The sequence below is a fragment of the Paenibacillus sp. FSL R7-0273 genome, from assembly GCF_000758625.1.
Lineage (GTDB): Bacteria > Bacillota > Bacilli > Paenibacillales > Paenibacillaceae > Paenibacillus_AQ.
Genome location: NZ_CP009283.1, coordinates 2,198,529 through 2,221,139, shown reverse-complemented (window position 1 = coordinate 2,221,139; position 22,611 = coordinate 2,198,529). Strand labels below are relative to the sequence as shown.

Below are 22,611 nucleotides of genomic sequence, written 5' to 3'. Positions count from 1 at the left end.
AGATTTAAAGCGTTGTCAACACGGTTATCTTATTTTTTATAAAAAATTTATGCTTCGGTATTTTAGATAATCTCATTGCCCTTTTGCACAAAATTGCACAAAATCATGTACCACACACCGAAAACAGGTACGTTTCTCAGCGAAAATCGTTTGCACATACCATTTCTGCTGATTTTATAATATAGCGGCCCGAGTTCTCTTATCTAACGGTTTTTTCCGCATATTTATCTGATCCTGTTGTAAAATCATACAAAAACAACACACAAATCCTTAGGATTATTCAAAAAACGCTGCAAAACAGCGTGTCCAAGGACTTTTTCTATTTACAATTATCAGCACTTCGATTAATATTACTGTGTAAAGCAAACGGTTCCATGAAGGAGGTTTCTATGACAGTTACCATCAAGGATGTGGCTAAGAAAGCGGGAGTTTCTCCCTCCACGGTATCCCGGGTGTTGTCAGGTCATCCCAGAATCAGCCTAGAAACTTCCCGTAAAGTGAAAACGATCATGGAGGAAATGGGCTATACTCCGAACATGATGGCAAAGAGCCTGGTTTCGAAAACGACCAACAGCATTTGCATCATCCTGCCAAAGCCGGCTGAGGAGCTTTTCTCCAATCTGTTCTTTATGGAATTGATCCGCGGGATAGTCACCCAGTCAAGCCGTTCAGGCTATGATGTGCTGATCAGCTCCGGCGCGAACGAGAAGGAAGAGCTTGAAGCTGTTTCCCGGCTGCTCAAGGGACGCCGTGTTGACGGCGTTATTCTGCTGTATTCACGTAAAGATGATGCGGTTATTGATTTTCTCGAATCCGGCGGTTATCCGTTTGTCCTGGTTGGACGAAGCGACCGCTATGAGGATATATTATCCGTGGATAACGACAATGTCATGGCAGCCTTTGACGCCGTGAATCATCTGATTTCCATGGGTCATGAGCGTATCGGCTTTGTCAGCGGACCGCCTAACCTGATCGTTTCCCGCGACCGTCTTGAAGGATACCGCAAGGCTATGCAGAGCAGCGGCCTGGAGATGCGGCCCGAATGGATTGTGGAAGGCGAGTTTCTGCAGGACAGCGGCTACCGGGCGATGTCATTCTTCATGAATCTCCCGAACCGCCCGACCGCGCTGGTCGCAGTCGATGATATGGTATCCTTCGGTGTGCTGCGCGGACTGAATGAGCTGAAATACAAGGTTCCCGAGGATCTGGCGATTGTCAGCTTTAACAATATTCCGCTCTCGGAATTGTCCAGCCCGCCAATCAGCAGTATAGACATCGGTATTTATCATCTGGGATATACGGCTTCACAGGTGCTGATTCAGACCATTCAGAAGCCGGATAATGATCCTGGATATACGAACCGTTTTGTCATTCCCCACCGTCTGATCGTGAGAGAGTCATCCATGTATGCTCCAGGGAAGAAATGATTCATGATTCAAGAGTAAATGAAGCAGTCCGTTGCTTCATTTATTTTTTCGAATATTGTACAAACGTTTGCGCTAAATTTCGGTGACAGCTATACAAAACCGGCACCATCTTACCGAAGCTAGTTCTATAGACAAAAACTGATGTAAGCAAGCGCTAACAATAGCTATGCTTCTAAAGCGGGTTTGTACGAAGGATTTCAAGAAGCACAGCTCACAAAACTTAGTCCATGCTTTCGAAGCGAGTTTTGTACGAAGGATTTCGGGAAGCAACGCTCACAAAACTTAGCCCATGCTTTCGAAGCGAGTTTTGTACGAAGGATTTCAGGAAGTAACGCTCACAAAACTTTTAGGAGGTTCAACATGTCAGAAATCAAAGCCTGCCTGTTCGATCTGGACGGCGTACTCGTAGACACCGCCAAATATCATTTTATCGCCTGGAGAGAATTGGCCGACGGGCTTGGCTTTATATTCACCGAGCAGGACAATGAGCGGCTCAAGGGTGTCAGCCGGGCAGCCTCGCTGGATATTCTGCTGGAGATCGGCGGACTAACGTTCAGTGAAGAAGACAAAGCGCGTTATGCCGAGCAGAAAAACAACCGTTATGTCGAATACATCTCCAAAATGGACAGCTCCGAAATTCTGCCCGGCGCCCTCTCCTTCCTGCAGGAATGCCGCGAGGCCGGAATCAAGGTTGCCCTGGGATCTGCCAGCAAAAATGCGATGGCTATCCTGAACAACACCGGCCTGACTCCCTACTTCGATGCAATCATCGACGGGACACACACCAGCGCCGCCAAGCCGGACCCTGAAGTATTCCTGCTGGGCGCACAGGCGGTTGGCATTGCCCCTGAGCATTGTGTCGTGTTCGAGGATGCCGAAGCCGGAATCCTTGCCGCAACCCGTGCCGGGATGCGCAGCATCGGCATCGGCTCACCGGAAACCCTGTCCGGTGCGAATGCTGTAGTCCCTTCCCTCGCCCAGGTCAGCGTATCCAAGCTGGGAGAATGGTTTGCAGCGGTTTGATGAATATTAACTGGTAATTGTGATACGAGTCCGTTTCTGCCCTACTCTTTTATAAAATGAATTAAAAATACGTTATTGGGATTATGGTGTCGGAGCTGCGGAGCAGAAGTTTGGAACTGTAGGAGCGCTAGCGTCCGCTATGTTTAAGATTTCAACCGCTGCAATTAAACTGGAAAATAACCAATAAAGGAAAAGGGGCGGAGGAGAAGTTTGGAACTGTAGGAGCGTTAGCGTCCGCCTGAAAGCTTTTCGCAGAAAAGCTCGCTACGGAAGCATACGCTTGTCTTCAGATTTCTACCGCTAAATAGCGGAATAGATCCTGAAATCTGAAGACAACAGCGGCCGGAAGTCCAAACATTCTCTGGAGTCACGACTAATCCAATATTGAAAATTAATAGTTTAATCTATAAATCGGTAGAAATCTGTCAAGACGGCCGGAAGTCCAAACATTCTGCGCAGTAGCGCGACTGTCACCGTAATGCTAATACAAATTCTTTGATTCATTCTTATATCTTCATCCCTCATTTAAAAGGAGCCAAAAAACAATGAAACAATATCTCAAAATTGATGAATGGTCCATCATTGAAGAATCCTTTGATCCGCATACCCAGGAAATTTCCGAAAGTATTTTCAGCATCGGTAACGGCTACATGGGCGGCAGAGCCAACTTTGAAGAGCAGTACAGCGGCCACAGCCTGCAGGGCAGCTACATGGCAGGCGTGTACTATCCGGATAAAACCCGGGTCGGCTGGTGGAAAAACGGCTATCCGGAGTATTTTGCCAAGGTACTGAACAGCACCAACTGGATCGGAATCAACATTGATATCGACGGGACAGCGCTTGATCTGGCAGCCAGCACCGTGACCCAGTTCCGCCGTGTACTTAATATGAAGGAAGGCACACTGTTCCGCAGCTTTACTGCTGAGCTGGAGGACGGCAAGCAGGTACAGGTGGAGAGCATCCGCATCGTCAGCATGGCCCGTCATGAGATCGGCGCAATCCGTTATGCGGTTACTCCGCTGAATTTCGCCGGAACGCTTACGGTTACTCCTTACCTCGACGGAGACATTAAGAACAAGGACTCCAACTATGACGAAAAATTCTGGAATGAAGTAGAGAAGAAAAGCGGTACGGAAGGCGGCTATCTGACGCTCAAAACGAAAAAGCTCGATTTCCATGTGACTTCGGCCTTCGCTTTTGACATTATGGTTAACGGTGAAAAGGTTACAGCGGGCGCTGAAGCGCTGGAGCAGGAGAAATATGTCGGAAGTAAAGTAGCGCTTTCTGTGCAGTCCGGCGACCAGGTGGTTATTTATAAGTATGCCGCCAATGTAACCTCCCGCAATTACGGCCTGGGTCAGCTTGTTGAAGCCGCCCACAGCGCCTTGTCGGGTGCGCGTGAAGCCGGTTTTGTTACCCTGCTCAATGAGCAGGCTGCTGTCTGGGGCGACAAATGGAAGGAAAGCGACATTATTATTGAAGGAGACGTGTCGGCGCAGCAGGCGATCCGCTTCAACATTTTCCAGCTGAATCAGACCTATACCGGTGAGGATGACCGTCTGAACATCGGGCCTAAGGGCTTTACGGGTGAAAAATACGGCGGCAGCACCTACTGGGATACCGAAGCTTATTGCGTGCCGTTCTATCTGAGTACTGCGGATTCCAGTATCTCGCGCAACCTGCTGATCTACCGCTACAAGCATCTGGAGAAGGCTAAAGAAAACGCGCGCAAGCTCGGCTTCAAAAAAGGTGCCCTCTACCCGATGGTGACCATGAACGGTGAGGAATGCCACAACGAGTGGGAAATTACCTTTGAAGAGATTCACCGCAACGGGGCGATTGCCCATGCCATCTACAACTATGTGAACTACACCGGCGACAAGGCTTACCTCGGCCAGTACGGGCTTGAAGTACTGGTGGAAATCTCCCGCTTCTGGGAGGAACGCGTGCATTATGTGCCGCGCAAGGACCAGTACGTAATGCTGGGCGTTACCGGCCCGAACGAATACGAGAACAACGTCAACAACAACTGGTACACGAACCGGATCGCAGCCTGGACGATGGAGTATACGCTCGAAGCGCTGAAGTACCTGCAGGAGAACGAAGCTGCGCGTTACGCAGAGCTGGTTGATAAGCTGGAGCTGCAGGACAGCGAGCCCTCCAAGTGGACTGAAATGATCAGCAAAATGTACTATCCGTCGGACGAGGAGCTCGGCATCTTCCTGCAGCAGGACGGCTTCCTTGATAAGGAAATCATTCCGGTGAAGGAAGTGGCTCCGGAGAATCTGCCGCTCAACCAGAAATGGTCCTGGGACCGCATCCTTCGCTCCTGCTACATCAAGCAGGCCGATGTCCTTCAGGGGCTCTACTTCCTGGGTGACCGTTATGATCTGGATACGAAAAAACGTAATTTCGACTTCTACGAGCCGATTACCGTCCACGAGTCCTCCCTGTCCCCTTGCATTCATGCCATTCTGGCCTGCGAGCTTGGCTACAAGGAAAAAGCCTATGAAATGTACCTGCGTACTTCCCGGCTGGATCTCGACAACTATAACAACGATACGGAAGACGGCTGCCACACCACCAGTATGGCGGGTACGTGGATGTCGGTAGTACACGGCTTCGGCGGATTGCGCGTTCTGGCAGACCGGCTGATCCTGAACCCGTCCAACCCGGGCCACTGGACCTCGTATTCGTTCAAAATCATGTTCCGCGGCTCACGGCTCAAGGTTAACGTTACCGATGCACAGATTACGGTAACCAATGAAACCGATGTACCGGCGGCACTTACGATTCATGGCAAAGAGTATACTGTGAACGGGCTCGGCAGCGTTACGGCTGAAGGTTCCTCGGTAACGGCATAATTTTTGGCGGCCCCGGGGCTTATGTCCGCGGGGCTTTTTATGTGGGTACACAAATTAGCATATAAAAGGAGTCGTTAAAATGAACAGAGCCTTTTGGAAAGAAGCAGTAGTCTACCAGATCTACCCGCGAAGCTACCAGGACAGCAATGGAGACGGCATCGGCGATCTGCGCGGGATCATCTCGCGGCTGGATTATCTGAAGAAGCTTGGCGTCGATGTAGTCTGGCTGTCTCCGGTTTATAAGTCGCCGAACGACGACAACGGTTATGACATCAGCGATTATGAGGATATTATGGATGAATTCGGCACACTGCAGGACTGGGAAGAGCTGCTGGCCGGGCTGCATGAACGCGGCATCAAGCTGATGATGGACCTTGTCATCAACCACTCCTCCGATGAGCATGCCTGGTTCGTGGAATCGCGTTCCTCTAAGGATAACCCGTACCGCGATTACTATATCTGGCGTCCGGGCGGCCCGGAGGGTGAGCTGCCGAACAACTGGAGCTCAATCTTCAGCGGCCCGGCGTGGGAGCTTGATGAAAAGACCGGCGAATACTATCTGCATCTGTTCTCGCGCAAGCAGCCGGATCTCAACTGGGAGAACCCCAAGCTGCGGGAGGCATTATACAAGATGATGACCTTCTGGCTGGACAAGGGTGTGGACGGCCTGCGGATGGATGTCATCAACATGATCTCCAAGGTGGACGGCCTGCCATCAGTCAAGGGCGACGGTGCGGAGCCGGCCAGGCTTGCCGGCGGCGGTGAATATTATATGAACGGCCCGCGGGTTCATGAATATCTGCAGGAGATGAACCGTGAGGTGCTCTCCAAATATGATGTGATGACTGTCGGGGAAACACCGGGTGCCAGTGTCGAGGATGCAATTCTGTATACGGCAGAGGACCGCAAGGAGCTGCAGATGGTGTTCCAGTTCGAGCATATGGACATCGATTCAGGTCCCGGCGGCAAATGGGAGGTTACACCGTGGAGCCTCAAGGGCCTGCGCGATATTTTGCATAAATGGCAGGTCGGCCTTGCTGAACAGGGCTGGAACAGCCTGTACCTGAACAACCACGACCAGCCCCGGATGGTATCGCGCTTTGGTCATGATGGTGAATACCGCGTGCAGTCAGCCAAAATGCTCGCTACCCTGCTGCATACACTGAAGGGCACCCCTTATATCTATCAGGGTGAAGAAATCGGTATGACCAATGTGAAGTTCCCCGTGCTGGAGGACTATAAGGATATCGAAATTCTTAATATGTACCGGGAAAAGGTTACAGAGGGCGGCGGGGATCATGATACGATTCTGAACGCCATCCATGCCAAGGGCCGTGACAATGCCCGTACACCGATGCAGTGGGATGACACGGCAAACGCCGGCTTCACGGAGGGCACGCCATGGCTGAAGGTGAATCCGAACTACAAGGATATCAATGTGGAGCAGGCTTTGGCGGATTCCGATTCCATCTTTTATTACTACCAGCAGCTGATTGCCCTGCGCAAAGAGAATCTCATTATGTCTTATGGTGAATATGAGCTGCTGCTGCCGGAGCATGAATATATTTATGCCTACACCCGGACGCTGGACGACGAAAAATGGCTGGTGCTGCTCAATTTCAGTGATGTGCCGCAGCTGGTAGAGCTGCCGCAGGAGCTTGCCTCTGTGACCGGAACGGTAATCAGCAATTACCCGGACGAGCCAGCAGCAAATGTGCGTGAAACGCTGCGTCCTTATGAAGCCAGAGTATACCGTCTCGGGAACTGACAGCGGTGCCCGTTATACGTTATACTTTGAAGAAACCTGTCATTAATGAGCAGAGAATAACAGGACTGGTTCCTCAGGCCATGATAGGATGAACTCAAAGGGAGATGGCGAACACTTGGAATGGCTGATCCGGATGAAGGAAGCTATGGATTATATGGAGAGTAAGATGACTGAACCACTGAGAATCGAGGATGTGGCAGGTATAGCACACGTATCTCCTTTTCATTTTCAGCGGATGTTCAGTATGCTGACCGGCTTTACGGTGGCAGACTATATCCGCAAGCGCAGGCTGACACTGGCCGCCCAGGAGCTGGCAAGCTCCAGAGTCAGGGTGCTGGATGTAGCGCTGAAATACGGCTATGACTCACCGGAATCCTTCGCCAAGGCGTTCCGCAAGGCCCACGGTCTCACACCTTCGGCTGCGCGTGAACCAGGGGTTCAGCTCAAAGCGTTCCCCCGCCTCTCTTTCCACCTATCCTTGAAGGGAGATCAGGAAATGGAATACAAAATCGTGGATAAGCCTGCTTTTAATGTAATCGGCAAATCAATTCAGGTTACCTGTAAGGACGGAGAGAACTTCCGCAGAATCCCCCAGTTTTGGGACGAATGCAACGAGGACGGCACCTCGGATGAGCTGATCGGGCTTGCTTCAGAGGAGGCCTGGCTCGGAATCTGTATGAGCATGGACATGGAAAAGGATCTGCTGTCGTACTGGGTCGGAGTTAAGGCGGATGAAGCTGCGGATTCGCATGGTTATGAGAAAGGTAGCGTTCCGGCTGCCAGCTGGGCGGTATTTACCTCCAAAGGGCCATTACCGGGTACGCTCCAGGCGGTCTGGCAGCGGATCTATCAGGAATGGTTCCCGGGAACAGGCTACCAGCATGCCGGCGGACCGGAAATTGAGCTGTACCCTCCAGGGGATACATCAGCGGAGGATTATGTCTGTGAGGTTTGGATTCCGGTTGTAAAAAAATAACCGGTATCTCTTTCATACTGCGTAAAGTATACAACAGCTAAGACTGTCTCTTGCGGACGGTCTTTTTTTCTATTAAATTGTGATTTTTATTTTGAGATTCGGCATGGGCTTGGTATAATAGACAGATTATATGGTATTTCTGCAACTTATAATTGTGATCCGAAGCTCAGATTCGGTGAAGGAGAATTTAATGTCTATTGTAAAAATCTTTTCAGACAGCACTTCCGATTTGCCGCAAGGCTGGAAGCAAACGTATGATATCGGCATTGTTCCGCTGTACGTAGTATTTCAGGAAGGTACATACAAGGATGGTGTAGACATTACACCCGAGGAGGTGTACCGCAGAGTAGCGGCTAACGGAGCTTTACCGAAGACTGCTGCCCCGTCACCGGCTGACTTCATCGCTGCCTTTGAGCCGGTTATCGCAAGCGGCGGAGATGTAGTCTATATCAGCCTGTCTTCTGCACTATCCTCTACATATCAGAATGCCCTGCTGGCTGCAGGCGAATTCCCGGAAGGACGTGTACGGGTCGTTGATTCCGAAACCCTGTGCGGCGGGATTGCCCTGCTCGTCATGAAGGCTGCCCGTGCAGCCGCCAAAGGACACAGCAGTGCGGAAATTGCCACCATGCTGGAGCAGTGCCGCAGCCGGGTGGAGACCGAATTTGTTGTTGATACCCTTGACTACTTATATATGGGCGGCCGCTGTTCGGGAATGCAGAACTTTATCGGCAGCCTGCTGAAGATCCGGCCGGTCCTCCGGTTAATCGACGGCGCAATCGTGCCTGTCAGTAAAGTCCGCGGCAAGAAGGAAAAGGCTGTGGAGCAAATGCTGCAGAACGCGCTCGCTAACGTCGACGAGATCGACCAGGAGCTGCTGATTATTGCGCATACTCTTGCTGAAGAAGATGCAGCGTTCCTGGAGCAGGCACTGCGCGGGCAGACCAAGGTTAAGGAAATTGCCGTAATCAACGCCGGCTGTGTTATCGGCAGCCACTGCGGACCGGCTACCGTCGGCCTGATGTATATGCGTTAAGAGTGGCGGGCCGCCCTTCTGATATTTGCCGGTTCAGGCTAAATTAAGGAGCAGGCTGGCAAAAACCGTTCAAATTAAGAGTGTCATCTTAATTTAGTTGGATTTTCGCCACCTAAATCCTTCTTATTTCACCTTTTACGATGATTAGTTGAAAAAACACCATTTATTATGTGTCCAATAGCCCACCAGCGACGAAATCCCTGAAATTAAGTAGCATTTTTCCAACTAATGTTCTAAAGCTGGTGTTCTGGCGAGAATTAGGTGGCGAATTTCTACTTAATCTAAGTAACCCGCTGCAGCTTGACTGCAATCAGCAAATAAGCCAGCCTGACCCCGGATCTATGGGGCGGGCTGGCTTTTGTATTAGTTATATTAGAACAACTTCTCTGAATTTGCCGATCGCCTTAGCCTCCTGTTACGCCTCCACCGTTTCCTTCACGAACGGAAGCATGAAACGGAAGATGGAGCCGCGGCCTTCCTCGCTCTCCACAAAAATCGTTCCGCCCATCAGCTCCACCAGCTGCTTGCAGATCGCAAGACCCAGGCCGGTGCCGCCATACTTGCGGTTAATGAACGGATGCAGCTGTGAGAAGGATTGGAACAGCAGGTTAAGCTTGCTGTCGGCAATACCGACGCCTGTGTCCCTCACAGAGAATTCCAGCAGATACTCCGGCGAGCCCGGCAGCGGAATATTCTTCACCGACAAGGTTACACTGCCGCGTTCAGTGAATTTGAGCGCATTGCCGACCAGATTGACGATAATCTGCCGCAGCCGGCTGGGATCAGTGGTGACCACGTCCGGAACACTGGTATCTGCCCACCAGCGTAAGGACAGCTGCCGTTCCTCCGCCTTCGGGGTGAACAGATCAATTACACTCTCAATCATCTCGCGCAGGTCAACGGTCTCGGACTGCAGCTGCATTTTGCCGGCTTCCATCTTGCTGAAATCAAGAATATCATTCAGGATCTGCAGCAGGCTGTAGCTGCTGCTGCGCAGAATCTCGGCATAGCTGCGCTGCTCTTCTTCAAGCTCTGTTTCCAGAAGCAGATCCGCCATGCCGATCATCCCGTTCATCGGCGTGCGGATTTCATGGCTCATCATCGCCAGGAAATCCGATTTGGCCTGGGCAGCCTGTTCAGCCGATTCCTTCGCCCGCCGGATTTCCCGTTCGTTAGTAATATCGGCAAAGGAGACTACCACTCCGCAGATGAACCCTTTATCAAGCAGCGGCGCAATCCGGTAGGTTACAAAAAAGCTGGTGCCATCCTTACGCCAGAAGATCTCATCCGAGCTGCTGCGGATAGCCCCGTCATCCAGCGTATGGCGGACCGGGCACTCCAGCGGAGCATAGGAGCTTGTGCTGCCATGGGTCTGGTTAATCAGGTCCATCAGATGGACCCCGGCCAGCTCAGACGGATGATAGCCCAGCATGTCCGCTCCTTCACGGTTAATAAATATCGCCCTGCCTTCAGTATCAAGGCCAAAAATCCCTGCGGATACCGAGTTCAGGATTAGGCTGAGCCGCTTATCCTCAGCCATCTCACGCATTAGCGCCGGCAGCTCTGTCTCCTGCCCGCCCGGCTCTGCCTCCGTCCCGGCTGCCGATAGCCGGCTGAACCATTCCATCAGCGGTGCAGGAAGCAGCGCATTCGCGTCATGACGAATAATCGCAAATACACCGGCGATCCCCTCGTTTGCCTTCACCGGCGCATAGGTTATAACCGGAGGGGTCGACGTCCCGGTGCTGTCATCATCCGCAAGCTCAAAGCTTGCGGTCAGTCCTTCCAGGGCTGCAGCAAAATGTGCTTCGCCCGGAATCTGTGTCACCTCCGTGCCTGCAGGTACTTGTGCCGGAGCACACGGAACGGCAGAGCCGAAAGCACGGTTGCTGTCCACGTATCTCCCCTGCCTGTCGAGCACAATGATCAAGTCCGGATGATAATCATATAACGATTTAAAAGCGCCCTCCTCGGAAAGCACCCTGCCCAGAATGGCAGCCCAGTTTTTAAGCATTGCCCACCTCCTCCGCTGCTCTAAACCTGCTATTATGATCCGCAATTGCGGAAATACTCTGTTTATGTAGAAAATCCTGAATTAAATTCTATTATAGCAAAAAAACCGCCTGCGGTCGCCAGAAAAACAGCGGCGTCAAGCGGTTTTATCACCTTTTTTTATGCACCCGCACTCTTAATCAGGCTACATCCTGAGTCTCTATATTACGAATGGAGAGATAGGCAACGGCTATGCCGATCAGGCTGAGAATTAAGGACACGCCAACCTGATTATCCAGCTTGAAGCCGCTGAAGTTGGATGACAGGACGCCTGCGATCAGTACACCGGAAACAATCGTGGCCGGAACAGATTTTTTTCGCATCCCGAAGAATAACGGTATCAGCCCAATCCCTGCCGAGTATACTGCATCCACAGCGGATATCGTAAGCTGTTCACCGATCTGCCCGGTCGTCAGTTCACCGGAGATCGCATGAACAAAGTAATGATTAAACCCGACCATGGCCGCACCCACCACCACATTGGATACAAAAATCGTAACCAGCATAAACAAGGAGACAATCAGCAGCTTGGCTGCCATCAGCTTTTTACGGGGAATCGGGTACATGAAGAGCAGGTCAATGGTGTTATTTTTATACTCATCAATGACCAGCTTGCTGATCAGGACGGACCCGAAGACCAGAAACACTACTTTTACGAAGATATGCACACCGTCAAAAACATCGGCATAGGTGGCAAAGTCACCCGGATCATCTATTTCTGTGAATACGACCAGCAGCATAAACAATATAATAGCCAAACCTGCTATTAGAGATCCCTTAAACAAACTGATTCTGTTCTTGCGTAATTCCAGTCTGATCAGCTTAAGCAACGACTTCACCCCCCATCATTTCTACAAAATAATCTTCCAGCGAATGCTGCTTCCGGTTCAGGCTTTCCAGCTCTACCTCTGCCGCGGCCAATGCTTTGCCCAGCTCAAGCTGTGAGACCTGTTCATAAATCCGGATTGTCCGTGCCCCGATCACCTTAAAGTTATTTATTCCAAGCGTATGTGTCAGCGTATAGACAGCTTTACTGCTGTTATCTGTTACCAGCTCGATATAGTCTGTATCCCGGCCGCGGATTTCCTCCATGGCGACCTCCTCCAGCAGCACGCCGTCCCGGATCACGCCGATCGTGTCAGCAATCTGCTCCACCTCACCAAGGATATGGCTGGAGATCAGCAGCGTCATCCCGTATTCACGGCTCAGCATGCGGAACACCTCGCGCAGCTCCTTGATGCCCAGCGGGTCCAGCCCGTTAATCGGCTCATCCAGGATCAGCAGCTCCGGCTTGGTCATTACGGCTCTGGCAATGCCAAGACGCTGCTTCATGCCCATCGAAAACTGCTTGACCGGTTTCTTGTCTGTCCCGGTGAGGTTCACCAGCTCCAGCGCCTCCTTCAGCGCTTTCGGATCATAGTAGCCCATATACTCCCCGTGCAGCTCCAGATTCTCTCTGGCGGTCAGCTTGTCATAAAACACCGGATACTCGATAATGCAGCCCATGCGCTTGAGCATTTCATAGGAGCGGGAGGTCATCTTTTCACCAAAAAATTCGATCTCGCCGGCAGTCGGCTTCACCAGGTTGGTGATCATTTTCATCACAGTCGTCTTGCCGGCCCCGTTAGGCCCCAGAAAACCGTAAATCTCACCCTGCTTAATATTCATGTTCACGTTATTCACGGCTTCTTTGCCCTGATAGACCTTGGTTAAGTTCCACGTCCGCAGTATGGTTGTCATTTCCGTTATCCCCTTTGGCTTCGTTGTCTTCCTTGATTTATATATTACAGGGGGGAATTTTCTTTTTTATTACCTGTTTCTTACGAAAATCTTAAGCTTCATATAGATTAAACCTAAGACTTAAATTATTTGGGCTTCGCCGTGGCTCCAGAGAATATTTGGGCTTCCGGCCGCTGTTAAGGTTGGTTTTCCTGATTAGGTCGCTGTGCAGCGGTCGAAATCCAACCTTAAAGGCGGACGCTCCGCTCCTCCAGCTCCAAAATTCTCCTCCGCCACTTTTCCCGTTAATTATTTTCCCTAAAATTCCAGCCTGCGGAAGGACAAAGTGAACGCCGTCTTAACGTAGGGCTTACTGGTCAAAGTGATGCTGCCGTTCATCTGCCCGGTCAGTCTTTTGGTGATAGTCAGGCCGAGGCCGCTGCCCTGGTAATCACGGTTACGCGAATCCTCCAGGGTGTATAGTCGCTCAAAAATTTTATCCTGGTGCCCTTCGGCTATGCCCTTGCCTTTGTCCCATACCTCAATACATACCTTGTCTTCCTTCAAAAACAGCCTGAGCCCTAGTACACCCCCGTCACCGCCATAGGTGATTGCATTGGACAAAAGGTTGCCCAGCACCCGGTCCAGCGCCTCCTCATTACCCATAATGTACAGCGGCTCATCCGGGATCTCGATCTGCACATCACTGCCCCCGGCGCTGAGAAGCTCATAGTAGGACAGAATATTGCGGCGGCACAGCTCCCCCAGCTCAACCCGCGTAAGCGGGATTTCTTTATCTCCCGACTCCAGCTTGGCGAGATCAAAGAACCGGTTCATCAGCACTATGACCTCCTGCGCTTTGACATGAATCATCCGCAGCATCGCTTCCCGCTCTCCGGCAGGCAGATCGTGATCCTGGAGCAGTGTCTCGATATAGCCGAGCACAACGGTCAGCGGTGTTTTCAGGTCATGGGAAATGTTGGCCAGCATATGACGCATCGACTTTTCCAGCTTGGCCCGTTCCACCGCCCCTCTGTGATTGATATTAAGCAGGTCATTAAGGGTGCCCAGCAGCTTCTGCAGCGCCGGGTCACTGTTGAACAGCAGCAGCCGTTCATGCGAGCCGCTCTCCATAATGCCCGTAAGCTTGGTCCGGATGTACTGCAGCTGGCGCCCGTGCTCCCGGAGCCTTAAGGCTTGCCACAGGATGATGAGCAGCAGGATCACAATCATACCGCCGAGAAAAGTAATCATGGCAGCACATCCCCCAGCTTGTAGCCGATGCCCCAAAGTGTTTTTATGTATTCTGGATGGGAGGGATCATCCTCAATCTTCTCGCGCAGCCGGCGCATATGTACATTAATGACATTCTCATCGCCGTAGTAATCATCTTCCCAGACCAGGCTGTAAATCTGCGCCTTGGTGTACACCCTGCCTGGGCTCGAGGCGAACAGCTTTAGAATCTGAAATTCCTTGGCCGTCAGCTTAACCTCTTCACCCTGCTTTTGGGCAGAAAAGGTGTCCAGATTCACTGTGAGCCCCCGCAGCCGGATAACCTTGACCTGCTGCGCTTCAGCAGAGTGAGGCTCCTCTCTGCCTGGAGCACCGGCAGCGGCATAGCCTGCCCGGCGGATCGCCGCCTTTACTCTGGCCGCCAGCTCAATCATCGAGAACGGCTTGGTGATGTAATCATCTGCGCCAAAGCCGAGTCCAAGCGCTTTATCCACATCACTGTCCTTAGCGGACATAATCAGCACCGGCACCAGGCTTGCCGAACGGATACTCTGCAGCACATCCATTCCGCTGCGCTTCGGCAGCATCAGGTCCAGCAGCACCAGATCATAAGAATGACCAGTGCCTACCTTTCCCTCAGCAGCTTCTCCGTCAAACACCTGCTCGACCTCGTAGCCTTCTTTTGTCAGATACGAGCTTACCATTCTGCTAATATCTTCATCATCTTCGATCAGCAGTACACGCTGTTGCATAAGTTGGACCTCCGTGAATTTCAATAGTTATTAATGCTTACATAAAAGATTTGCTGATTGGGATTAGCCGTGACTCCATGGAATGTTTGGACTTCCGGCCACTGTTGTCTTCAGATTTCCTGATTTCAACCGCTGTTCGCGGTAGAAATCTGAAGACAAAGGCGGACGCATTCGCTCCTACAGTTCCAAAATTCCCCTCCGACACTTTTCCCTTCCTTCTTTTACAAGTACAGTTCAAAAAAACGTGACCGGCCTTTATTCATAATACCCTTTCGTCTCCGGCAGCGCCTGATATAATTCGCTTTCCTGCACCTCGCTGATAATGCTCTGTGCCAGTGCAGTCATAACCTTACCATCCGCGCTTTGATCGCATTCACTCCAGTCAAAATTCCACTCACTTCCGTTCATCTTTACCAGCAGCCTGTAAGTCACAGCCGGCTTCATATTGCACGCCTCAGTCAAGGTCTTTTCCTGCATATAGCCGGCCAGCACCAGCTCACGGTAGATGCTCTGCAGCTTCGCGTGCGGCAGCCTGAAATCTGAGGCTTCGACGGTTCTGCCGTCCTGGAGATCCTTAACCAGCCTTTGTTCCAGTGTGTTAATCTCGTTTCTCCGGTTCACCCCGTATTGTAGCAGGAAGCCGAAGTCAGCCTGCTCTGACAGACCGTAATGGACCCGCAGCAGTTCAGCTTCCGGATATTCTCCTTCACAGCCTGTGAGAGTATATTTCAGCTCTGTGCTTCCCTCATTTCTCTCAAGCTCTGAACAGGTATACATGCTTATTTCTTTAGAGCCAAAAGCGTCTTCTGTGTTGTCATAAGTAATGCTCAGCTTATCCCCTTCATACTCCAGTTCCATGAAGAGCGGGTCACCCTCAATCGTATATTGGATAATCCGCTGGCTGCCCGCTTTCCGCTCCAGGAATTCATCCAGCTTGTTCAGGTTAAGCAGGCCTGTCCCGTTGTAATACACGACATCCTGCTGCTCATTAATCTTATGGCTAAGCTTACCCTTTACATTCTCCGTCAGGAAGCAGCCCGCCAGAAGCATCGCAGCCAACAGCCACGCTAGCATCACCATCCCATAGCGAAGCGCCCTTTCTTTTGCAGATTCCGGCATGTTCTGCCTCCTTATCCACTCTGGAAAAGTTTGTCTATCGTTTGAGTATACCAAGCCGCTGCTGCTCTTACTACCCAATTATCCCCATTCATCATTTCAGGTTCATTAAAGGTACGGTGCGTATGATCCAACTTAAGAACTTACACACCCGAGGTGATGCTGAAATGGCACAGATAGACAAAAAGAAAGCCCTGAGCTTCAAGCAAAAAATAGCAATCGTGATTCTGGTCGTAGTCCTGTTAATCGGCGGAGTGGTGTATAAGCTGGCTGACCGTTATTTGATCGAGCATGTTGAGGTCGTTGTGGCAGAGGAAGCTGCAGGAACGTCCGCCAGTAATGGCACTGGAACTACCGCAAGCGCTGAGACAGCTTCTTCTTCAGCAGAGGTTAATGCAACAGCCGACGACTGGAGCTACAGCAGTGATAATATTCAGATCCAGATTAACCAGGTGGAGACCGGGTCCGGTTCGGACAAGATCACGTATTATGTGGCTGACGTTGTGCTGAAGGATGCCGGCAGCCTAAAGTCCGCTTTTGCCGATAACAGCTTTGGTACGAATATTACTGAGGTGACTTCGGAGATTGCTTCGGGCAATGAGGCGATTTTTGCGGTTAACGGCGACTACTACGGCTTCCGCGATGACGGGGTGATTATCCGCAACGGTACGGTGTACCGCGATGACCCGGTCCGTGATGCCATGGCGCTGTTTGAGGATGGCACCATGCAGACCTACAACGAGGAAGAGGTTTCCTCTGACGAGCTGCTGGCACAAGGGGTTACTAATACCCTATCCTTCGGACCGATTCTGATTCAGGACGGGCAGATCACCAGTGATTTCAGCAGTGTCAAAATCGACTCCAATTTCGGCAACCGTTCGATCCAGAACGCCAATCCGCGTACGGCCATCGGCATGATTGCCCCGAACCATTATGTGTTCGTTGTCGTTGACGGGCGTAATGAAGGCTACAGCCGGGGCATGACACTGGCGGAGCTTGCGGACGTGATGCAGGAGCTCGGGGCGACAGAAGCCTATAATCTCGACGGCGGCGGCTCCTCGACCATGTATTTCATGGGCCGGGTGGTCAACAACCCGCAGGGTAAAAACCAGGAGCGCGGCGTCAGCGACATACTTTACATTAAGGAGTGAGCACGGATATGACTATACTAATTCCCGCCTATGAGCCTGACGACCGGCTGCTGGACCTGATCATCAAGCTGCAGGATTACGGGCTTGGCCCGATTCTGATTGTGGACGACGGCAGCGGCCCCGCTTACCGCGGACTGTTCCAGACGGCCGAGGCCTTCGGCTGCACTGTACTGACCCATCCCGTCAATTACGGGAAGGGCAGGGCGCTCAAGACCGGATTCCGCTACATTCAGGAACATGGGCTGCCAGGATACGTAGTCTGTGCAGACAGCGACGGGCAGCATCTGCCCCATGACATCAAGCGGGTTGTGGAGCTGCTGCACAGCCAGAGCAAGCCCGGAATCGTGCTGGGCAGCCGCCGTTTCAGCGGTAAGGTCCCGCTGCGCAGCCGCTTCGGCAACTATGTCACCCGGGGAGTATTCGCCCTTACTACAGGCAGCACAATCTACGATACCCAGACCGGGCTGCGCGGCTTCCCGCCGTCCATGCTGGACTGGCTGGGCCTTATTCCCGGTGACCGGTTCGAATATGAAATGAACATGCTGCTGTCCGCCCGCAAGGAGGGCTACGACATTACCGAGGCGTTCATTGACACTGTATATCTGGACCACAACAAATCATCGCACTTCCGCCCGCTTGCTGACTCCTTCCGGATCTACCTGCCGATCCTGATGTTCAGCACCTCATCGCTGCTGTCGTCGCTGATGGACTTCGTGCTGCTGTTCCTGTTCCAGCGCCTGACTCACAATCTGTTCCTGTCCGTCGTCGCCGCGAGACTGTGCAGCTCGATCTTTAATTATTCCGTGAACCGGAGATATGTCTTTACCGGCGGCAAGCGGTCGCGCCTCCAGTCACTGCCGAAATACTTCTCACTCGTTGTCCTGGTGCTGCTGTTCAATTACGGACTGCTCTACTTCTACAGCGAGCAGCTGATCCTCCCGCTGGCTGCGGCCAAGATTTTGACAGAGGTATCGGTCTTTGTGTTCAGTTACTGGGCTCAGCGGCGGTTTGTGTATTGAGCCGGAAACAGAAAGAGCAGCGGTTCCCCCATAACGGGAGAATCGCTGCTCTTTCTATTCATGCTGCTGTTCTTCTTTATCTGAGGTATCTCTTTTCGTAACCCTGACCACATGAAGAATGAAGTACAGCATTTCATCCGTCGTCAGCTTCATCTCATACAGATTTTCCAGATAGCTCTGAATTCTCAGGCAGCATTCAAAGGCATCCGGGTATTTGACAATGATCTGACTGAACAAAAAATCGTCTTCATCCGCAATCTGGCTCCTGCTCTTGATTCTTCTCAGGAAAAAGTTCAGATGAGTCACAAACCGGGAATAATTCAGTGAACTTTCATCGATTTCAATTTTAAAATGATATTTCACGATATTCAGCACATTTTTAATAATATTGGTATTATCAACAATGTGGCTGATCTTCTCCGTGTTTTGGGCATTTACAAAATGCATCGCAATAAAAGCGGCCTCATCCTCCTTCATCTGAATTCCCTCGTAATACTTGATCAGGCCCAGCGCTTTTTTGGCAACCTGATACTCCTTCTGATAGAACCGCTGGATCTCCCATAGCAAAACATTGTTAAGCGGCTCGTTCTCCTTGTACCTGTGAATTGCGTAATTAATATGATCAGCCAGCCCGATATAGATACTGTTGTTAAAGGAGGTATCCAGTTCCTCTTCGGCCATACGAATGATTTTGTTGGTCAGCTCGATATGATTGATCGGAATTTCGCTGAGAAGCTTAGTAAATACGAGTATGTTATCACCGGCATCAGGGATGAACCGCTTGTCCACGAGACTCTCATCTACAGGATCGCCTACTTTTTTGGCGTAAGCTACCCCTTTTCCCATTAGTATATATTCCACGTAGCTCTCATCTTCTGCTAGTACTATATTATTATTGTATATTTTCTTGATTTTCATTTCAGGCGGCCCCCAGTGTTCTATCTACAGTATGGCTAGCCTCATTGTACCGTAAATACCGCTTTGAACGAAGGCTGCTACTTCAGGCCCTCCCTGTTCAATGATTGGCCATTGCTTTCAATGACCTGCTTGTACCAGTAAAAGGATTGTTTACGGTAGCGCTCCAAGGTTCCATTTCCCTCTTCATCCCGGTCTACATAGATAAAGCCATAACGCTTTTTCATCTCTGCGGAGGCAGCACTGATCAGATCAATGCAGCCCCATGCGGTATATCCGAATACCTGTACCCCGTCCTCAATCGCCCGCTCCACTTCAACCAGATGATTATTGAAAAATTCAATTCGGTAGGGGTCCTCAATAACAAGATTGCCCTGGCTGTCTCTTTTCGGAGCATCAATAGCACCAAGGCCATTTTCAGCCACAAATAACGGCAGCTCAAATTTATCATAGTAATATTTCAGAATGTAACGGAGTCCAAGCGGATCGATCGGATAATTCCATTCCGAATAGGTCACATAAGGATTAACCAGACCTCTGGAGATATTCCCTGACGCCTGCTGGTAGCTGCTCTCATCCTTCGCCACTGTCCGGCTGTTGTAGTAGCTTAATGAGATAAAATCTACAGTATGCTTCAAAAGCTCCCGGTCCTCTTCCGTAATGTCCAGCTCCACCTTATATTTCTTAAAAATTCTTTCGGCGTAATAAGGATACTCGCCCTTCGTGTGAATATGGACAAAATAAGTAACCTCCTGCTGGTCCTCAAAGGCGTGCATCACATCTGCAGGATTACAGGTCATCGGATAACGCGGTGCCGAAGCCACCATACATCCGAACTGGAATTCCGGATTAATCTCCCTGGCGATCTTGGTCACCAGTGCGCTTGCCACCAGTTGATGGTGTGCCGCCTGATACAGATCCGATTTCGTCAGATCCTTCTTGGGTGTCAGCATCCCGCCGCCAAGCAGGCCTGAGTGGACCGTTGTATTAATCTCATTAAAGGTGATCCAATACTTCACTTTATCCTTGTAGCGCAATAACACTGTTTTACAATAGTCGGCAAAATACTGGATACAGGCCCGGCTGCGCCACCCGTCAACTTTTCTGGATAAATGTAAAGGTATTTCATAGTGGGACAGTGTTACTAACGGCTCTATTCCGTACTTGCGTAATTCATCAAAGACATCGTCATAAAAGCGCAGGCCTTCCTCATTGGGAGCAGCATCGTCTCCGTTAGGATAAATTCTCGACCAGGCGATCGACATCCGGAATACCTTAAAGCCCATCTCGGCAAAAAGCTTAATGTCTTCCTTGTAACGGTGGTAAAAGTCGATCCCGATCAGCTTCAGATTGTCTTCTGTGGGCTCGTCAGTGACGGGACCCAGAACCCCTTTTGGCATAACGTCCTGTATGGACAAGCCCTTGCCGCCGGTAAGATAAGCACCTTCACACTGGTTGGCAGCCACCGCACCGCCCCACAAAAAATCTTTTGGAAATGACATCGTACCCCTCCTTAATCATGCTGTAATAGTACTCCGCTATTTAATGATCGTAAGCAGTGTCTCCTGCTGTTTGATGTCCGGCTCTGCCGTTTCAATCACATCCAGGTAATCGTTGCTGTTCGTAACAATAATCGGGGTCGTTACATCATAGCCCGCCTGACGGATTGCATTGATATCAAAGGTAACGAGACGGTCTCCTGCTTTAATTGCATCGCCCTCTGTCACATGCGCCACAAAATGCTCACCCTTCAGCTTGACCGTATCCACACCGATATGAATCAGAAGCTCTGTCCCGTCTGCCGACTTCAGGCCAAGCGCGTGCTTGGTTCTGTACAAGACTGTTATATGCCCGTCAATGGGCGATACCAGCTCGCCTTTTACAGGATCAATAGCAATTCCCTGGCCCATTGCACCGGAAGAAAAAGCCTCATCATTCGTATCCTCAAGACGGATCACCTTTCCTTCGAGCGGGGAGCGGATAAATCTTTTCTCGTTCACAGACTTCTGTGCTGGCTCAGCCTCCTTCTGTGGTTCAGGGTTGTTCCCCGCAAGCCCTTCTGTAACAGGATCTTTATAGAAAATATAAGTGAAGGTAAAGCCCAGGACGATAGCAATGATAGCAGTAACGATAGCGTTATAGAATGATGCCATATCGTTAACGCCGATGTAGATCGGCAAGGAGAAGATGTTAGAGGTCCCAGCAGACCAGGCCTTAATTCCGGTGATACCGGCATACAGTCCGGCAATACCGCCCGCAGCCATCGTGGTGTAGAGCGGTGTTTTTAGCTTAAGGGTGACTCCATACAGAGCCGGCTCCGTTATGCCGCAGAATGCGCTGATTGATGTGGAGGTCGCCAGCGATTTCAGGTTTTTATCCTTCGTTTTGAGCGAAACCGCAAGGACGGCTGCCGCCTGTGACATATTGGAGGAGAGCATCCCCGGCGTGATGAACGTACCGTAGCCCACGGTTACACGCTGAATTGTCTGAGCCGAACCGAGCGCGTAGTGCATACCTGTCATAACCAGCAGCGGGGCAAGTCCGCCGACCAAGGCCGGAACCAGCCAGCTGGCATAGGTATTGATGAACTGGAACAGTGATCCGAGATAGTTACCCAGAATAACCCCGATAGGCCCGATTGCAATTAAGCCGATAGGCGCAACGATAAGGATCGTAATGAGCGGAACCAGGAAGATCTTCACTGCGTCAGGAGATACCTTTTTGGCAAATTTCTCGATATAGGACTGGAAGTAAACAATCATAATAATCGGAATCAGGCTTGATGAATAGGTAGCCAGAGTTACCGGCAGGCCCAGAAGGGAGACCGGATCTCCTGCTGTCCTAAGTCCGACGAACGTGGGATGGAGCAGCATACCTGCAAAAATAAGCGAGATATACGTATTGGCATTAAATTTTTTGGAAGCGGATACTGCAAAGAAAAAAGGCATGAAATAAAACACGACATCACTAAGCATGAACAGGAGCACATAGGTCTGCGACTCCGTGTCAATCCATTTTAACGCAACCAGTATGGCAAGCAGCGCTTTGATCATCCCGGCGCCGGCCAGGGCTCCAATGATAGGGGAAGATACGCTCGCAATGACGTCGAACAGTTTAACTATCGGGTTTTTCTTTTTTTCAGTTACCTGGCCTTCGGGTGCCTGCTGATCCGTGCTGATATCCGCTGTTTTCATAAGTGTATTGAACACCTGCTCTACGTGCGGACCGATAATCACTTGAAATTGGCCGCCTTTATTGACACAGCCTACTACGCCCGGAATCTTTTTGACGGCTTCTATGCTTGCCTTGCTGTCATCCTTGATCGTAAAGCGCAGCCGGGTCATGCAATGGGTAACGGAGTTTATATTTTGTGAGCCGCCGATCTGTTTAAGTATGTCATTTACCATTTCCTGGTGTTTCAATGCCAGCACTCCTCTATAATGGAAATAAAAAATACCTAAACTCAAATAGGCAGAATACTCCTGCACTAAATGAATTTAGGTATCGCCCGTTTGTGACGGTTACAATCCTAATGACATTTCAATTATGCTTTTTCATGA

At 50.7% G+C, this 22,611-nt stretch carries 17 protein-coding genes; 8 read left to right on the top strand and 9 right to left on the bottom strand.

The features are described 5' to 3' along the window. Window positions 1-389 precede the first annotated feature (389 nt). From R70723_RS09425 to R70723_RS09400, 6 genes are all read left to right on the top strand, one after another. On the top strand, window positions 390-1,427 hold the full coding sequence (locus R70723_RS09425; protein ID WP_039871591.1) for a LacI family DNA-binding transcriptional regulator: 1,038 nt from the start codon (window positions 390-392) through the stop codon (window positions 1,425-1,427). 360 nt (window positions 1,428-1,787) lie between these two features. Next, window positions 1,788-2,450 carry a beta-phosphoglucomutase gene (gene pgmB / locus R70723_RS09420; RefSeq protein ID WP_039871589.1) on the top strand — a complete coding sequence of 221 codons (663 nt, stop codon included), beginning with the start codon at window positions 1,788-1,790 and terminating at the stop codon, window positions 2,448-2,450. Between the two features lie 545 nt (window positions 2,451-2,995). After that, window positions 2,996-5,314, top strand: coding sequence for a glycoside hydrolase family 65 protein (locus R70723_RS09415; RefSeq protein ID WP_039871588.1), 2,319 nt, complete (start codon window positions 2,996-2,998; stop codon window positions 5,312-5,314). A gap of 79 nt (window positions 5,315-5,393) precedes the next feature. Continuing rightward, on the top strand, window positions 5,394-7,082 hold the full coding sequence (locus R70723_RS09410; RefSeq protein WP_039871587.1) for a glycoside hydrolase family 13 protein: 1,689 nt from the start codon (window positions 5,394-5,396) through the stop codon (window positions 7,080-7,082). Between the two features lie 115 nt (window positions 7,083-7,197). Next, complete coding sequence (locus tag R70723_RS09405) at window positions 7,198-8,058, top strand: AraC family transcriptional regulator (protein WP_179088037.1); 861 nt, start codon at window positions 7,198-7,200, stop codon at window positions 8,056-8,058. A gap of 190 nt (window positions 8,059-8,248) precedes the next feature. Then, the gene (locus R70723_RS09400; protein ID WP_039871585.1) at window positions 8,249-9,094 is read left to right on the top strand and encodes a DegV family protein; all 846 of its coding nucleotides are present in this window, start codon (window positions 8,249-8,251) and stop codon (window positions 9,092-9,094) included. 415 nt (window positions 9,095-9,509) lie between these two features. On the opposite strand, the gene R70723_RS09395 is transcribed toward R70723_RS09400, so the two are convergent. The 6 genes from R70723_RS09395 to R70723_RS31980 form a co-directional block, all read right to left on the bottom strand. Then, entirely contained in the window at window positions 9,510-11,108 is a 1,599-nt protein-coding gene (locus R70723_RS09395) for a PAS domain-containing sensor histidine kinase (protein ID WP_052421242.1), read from the bottom strand. Between the two features lie 178 nt (window positions 11,109-11,286). Continuing rightward, window positions 11,287-11,985 (bottom strand): ABC transporter permease, encoded by a 699-nt coding sequence (locus R70723_RS09390; RefSeq protein ID WP_231574855.1) that lies wholly within the window; start codon window positions 11,983-11,985, stop codon window positions 11,287-11,289. Beyond that, window positions 11,969-12,886: an ABC transporter ATP-binding protein gene (locus tag R70723_RS09385; RefSeq protein WP_039871582.1), complete on the bottom strand. Its 918-nt coding sequence runs from the start codon at window positions 12,884-12,886 to the stop codon at window positions 11,969-11,971. The genes R70723_RS09390 and R70723_RS09385 overlap by 17 nt, the downstream gene beginning before the upstream one ends. A gap of 297 nt (window positions 12,887-13,183) precedes the next feature. Continuing rightward, window positions 13,184-14,119, bottom strand: coding sequence for a sensor histidine kinase (locus tag R70723_RS09380; RefSeq protein WP_081957323.1), 936 nt, complete (start codon window positions 14,117-14,119; stop codon window positions 13,184-13,186). After that, window positions 14,116-14,850 (bottom strand): response regulator transcription factor, encoded by a 735-nt coding sequence (locus R70723_RS09375; protein WP_039871581.1) that lies wholly within the window; start codon window positions 14,848-14,850, stop codon window positions 14,116-14,118. The genes R70723_RS09380 and R70723_RS09375 overlap by 4 nt, the downstream gene beginning before the upstream one ends. 255 nt (window positions 14,851-15,105) lie before the next feature. Next, a complete protein-coding gene (locus tag R70723_RS31980; protein WP_052421241.1) occupies window positions 15,106-15,969 on the bottom strand; it encodes a DUF4362 domain-containing protein in 864 nt (287 codons plus the stop codon). 164 nt (window positions 15,970-16,133) lie between these two features. Between R70723_RS31980 and R70723_RS09365 the strand changes: the two genes are divergently transcribed. Together R70723_RS09365 and R70723_RS09360 are read left to right on the top strand one after the other, a co-directional pair. After that, window positions 16,134-17,117 (top strand): phosphodiester glycosidase family protein, encoded by a 984-nt coding sequence (locus tag R70723_RS09365; RefSeq protein WP_039871580.1) that lies wholly within the window; start codon window positions 16,134-16,136, stop codon window positions 17,115-17,117. An 8-nt stretch (window positions 17,118-17,125) separates the two neighbouring features. Then, window positions 17,126-18,136: a bifunctional glycosyltransferase family 2/GtrA family protein gene (locus R70723_RS09360; protein WP_039871578.1), complete on the top strand. Its 1,011-nt coding sequence runs from the start codon at window positions 17,126-17,128 to the stop codon at window positions 18,134-18,136. 54 nt (window positions 18,137-18,190) lie between these two features. Here the strand turns inward: R70723_RS09360 and licT are convergent, their stop codons facing one another. From licT to R70723_RS09345, 3 genes are all read right to left on the bottom strand, one after another. Beyond that, a complete protein-coding gene (gene licT / locus R70723_RS09355) occupies window positions 18,191-19,054 on the bottom strand; it encodes a BglG family transcription antiterminator LicT (RefSeq protein ID WP_039871577.1) in 864 nt (287 codons plus the stop codon). Window positions 19,055-19,131: 77 nt separating this feature from the next. Continuing rightward, entirely contained in the window at window positions 19,132-20,553 is a 1,422-nt protein-coding gene (locus tag R70723_RS09350; RefSeq protein ID WP_039871576.1) for a glycoside hydrolase family 1 protein, read from the bottom strand. Between the two features lie 36 nt (window positions 20,554-20,589). Beyond that, complete coding sequence (locus R70723_RS09345) at window positions 20,590-22,473, bottom strand: beta-glucoside-specific PTS transporter subunit IIABC (protein ID WP_039871572.1); 1,884 nt, start codon at window positions 22,471-22,473, stop codon at window positions 20,590-20,592. Between the last annotated feature and the right edge of the window lie 138 nt (window positions 22,474-22,611).

Bases quoted from the DNA above. Each gene is read 5' to 3' on its own strand.
- R70723_RS09400 (WP_039871585.1), top strand. From the start codon at position 8,249: ATGTCTATTGTAAAAATCTTTTCAGACAGCACTTCCGATTTGCCGCAA.
- R70723_RS09360 (WP_039871578.1), top strand. From the start codon at position 17,126: ATGACTATACTAATTCCCGCCTATGAGCCTGACGACCGGCTGCTGGAC.
- R70723_RS09375 (WP_039871581.1), bottom strand. From the start codon at position 14,850: ATGCAACAGCGTGTACTGCTGATCGAAGATGATGAAGATATTAGCAGA.
- pgmB (WP_039871589.1), top strand. From the start codon at position 1,788: ATGTCAGAAATCAAAGCCTGCCTGTTCGATCTGGACGGCGTACTCGTA.
- R70723_RS09410 (WP_039871587.1), top strand. From the start codon at position 5,394: ATGAACAGAGCCTTTTGGAAAGAAGCAGTAGTCTACCAGATCTACCCG.
- R70723_RS09350 (WP_039871576.1), bottom strand. From the start codon at position 20,553: ATGTCATTTCCAAAAGATTTTTTGTGGGGCGGTGCGGTGGCTGCCAAC.
- R70723_RS31980 (WP_052421241.1), bottom strand. From the start codon at position 15,969: ATGCCGGAATCTGCAAAAGAAAGGGCGCTTCGCTATGGGATGGTGATG.
- R70723_RS09425 (WP_039871591.1), top strand. From the start codon at position 390: ATGACAGTTACCATCAAGGATGTGGCTAAGAAAGCGGGAGTTTCTCCC.
- R70723_RS09415 (WP_039871588.1), top strand. From the start codon at position 2,996: ATGAAACAATATCTCAAAATTGATGAATGGTCCATCATTGAAGAATCC.
- R70723_RS09380 (WP_081957323.1), bottom strand. From the start codon at position 14,119: ATGATTACTTTTCTCGGCGGTATGATTGTGATCCTGCTGCTCATCATC.
- licT (WP_039871577.1), bottom strand. From the start codon at position 19,054: ATGAAAATCAAGAAAATATACAATAATAATATAGTACTAGCAGAAGAT.
- R70723_RS09385 (WP_039871582.1), bottom strand. From the start codon at position 12,886: ATGACAACCATACTGCGGACGTGGAACTTAACCAAGGTCTATCAGGGC.
- R70723_RS09365 (WP_039871580.1), top strand. From the start codon at position 16,134: ATGGCACAGATAGACAAAAAGAAAGCCCTGAGCTTCAAGCAAAAAATA.
- R70723_RS09395 (WP_052421242.1), bottom strand. From the start codon at position 11,108: ATGCTTAAAAACTGGGCTGCCATTCTGGGCAGGGTGCTTTCCGAGGAG.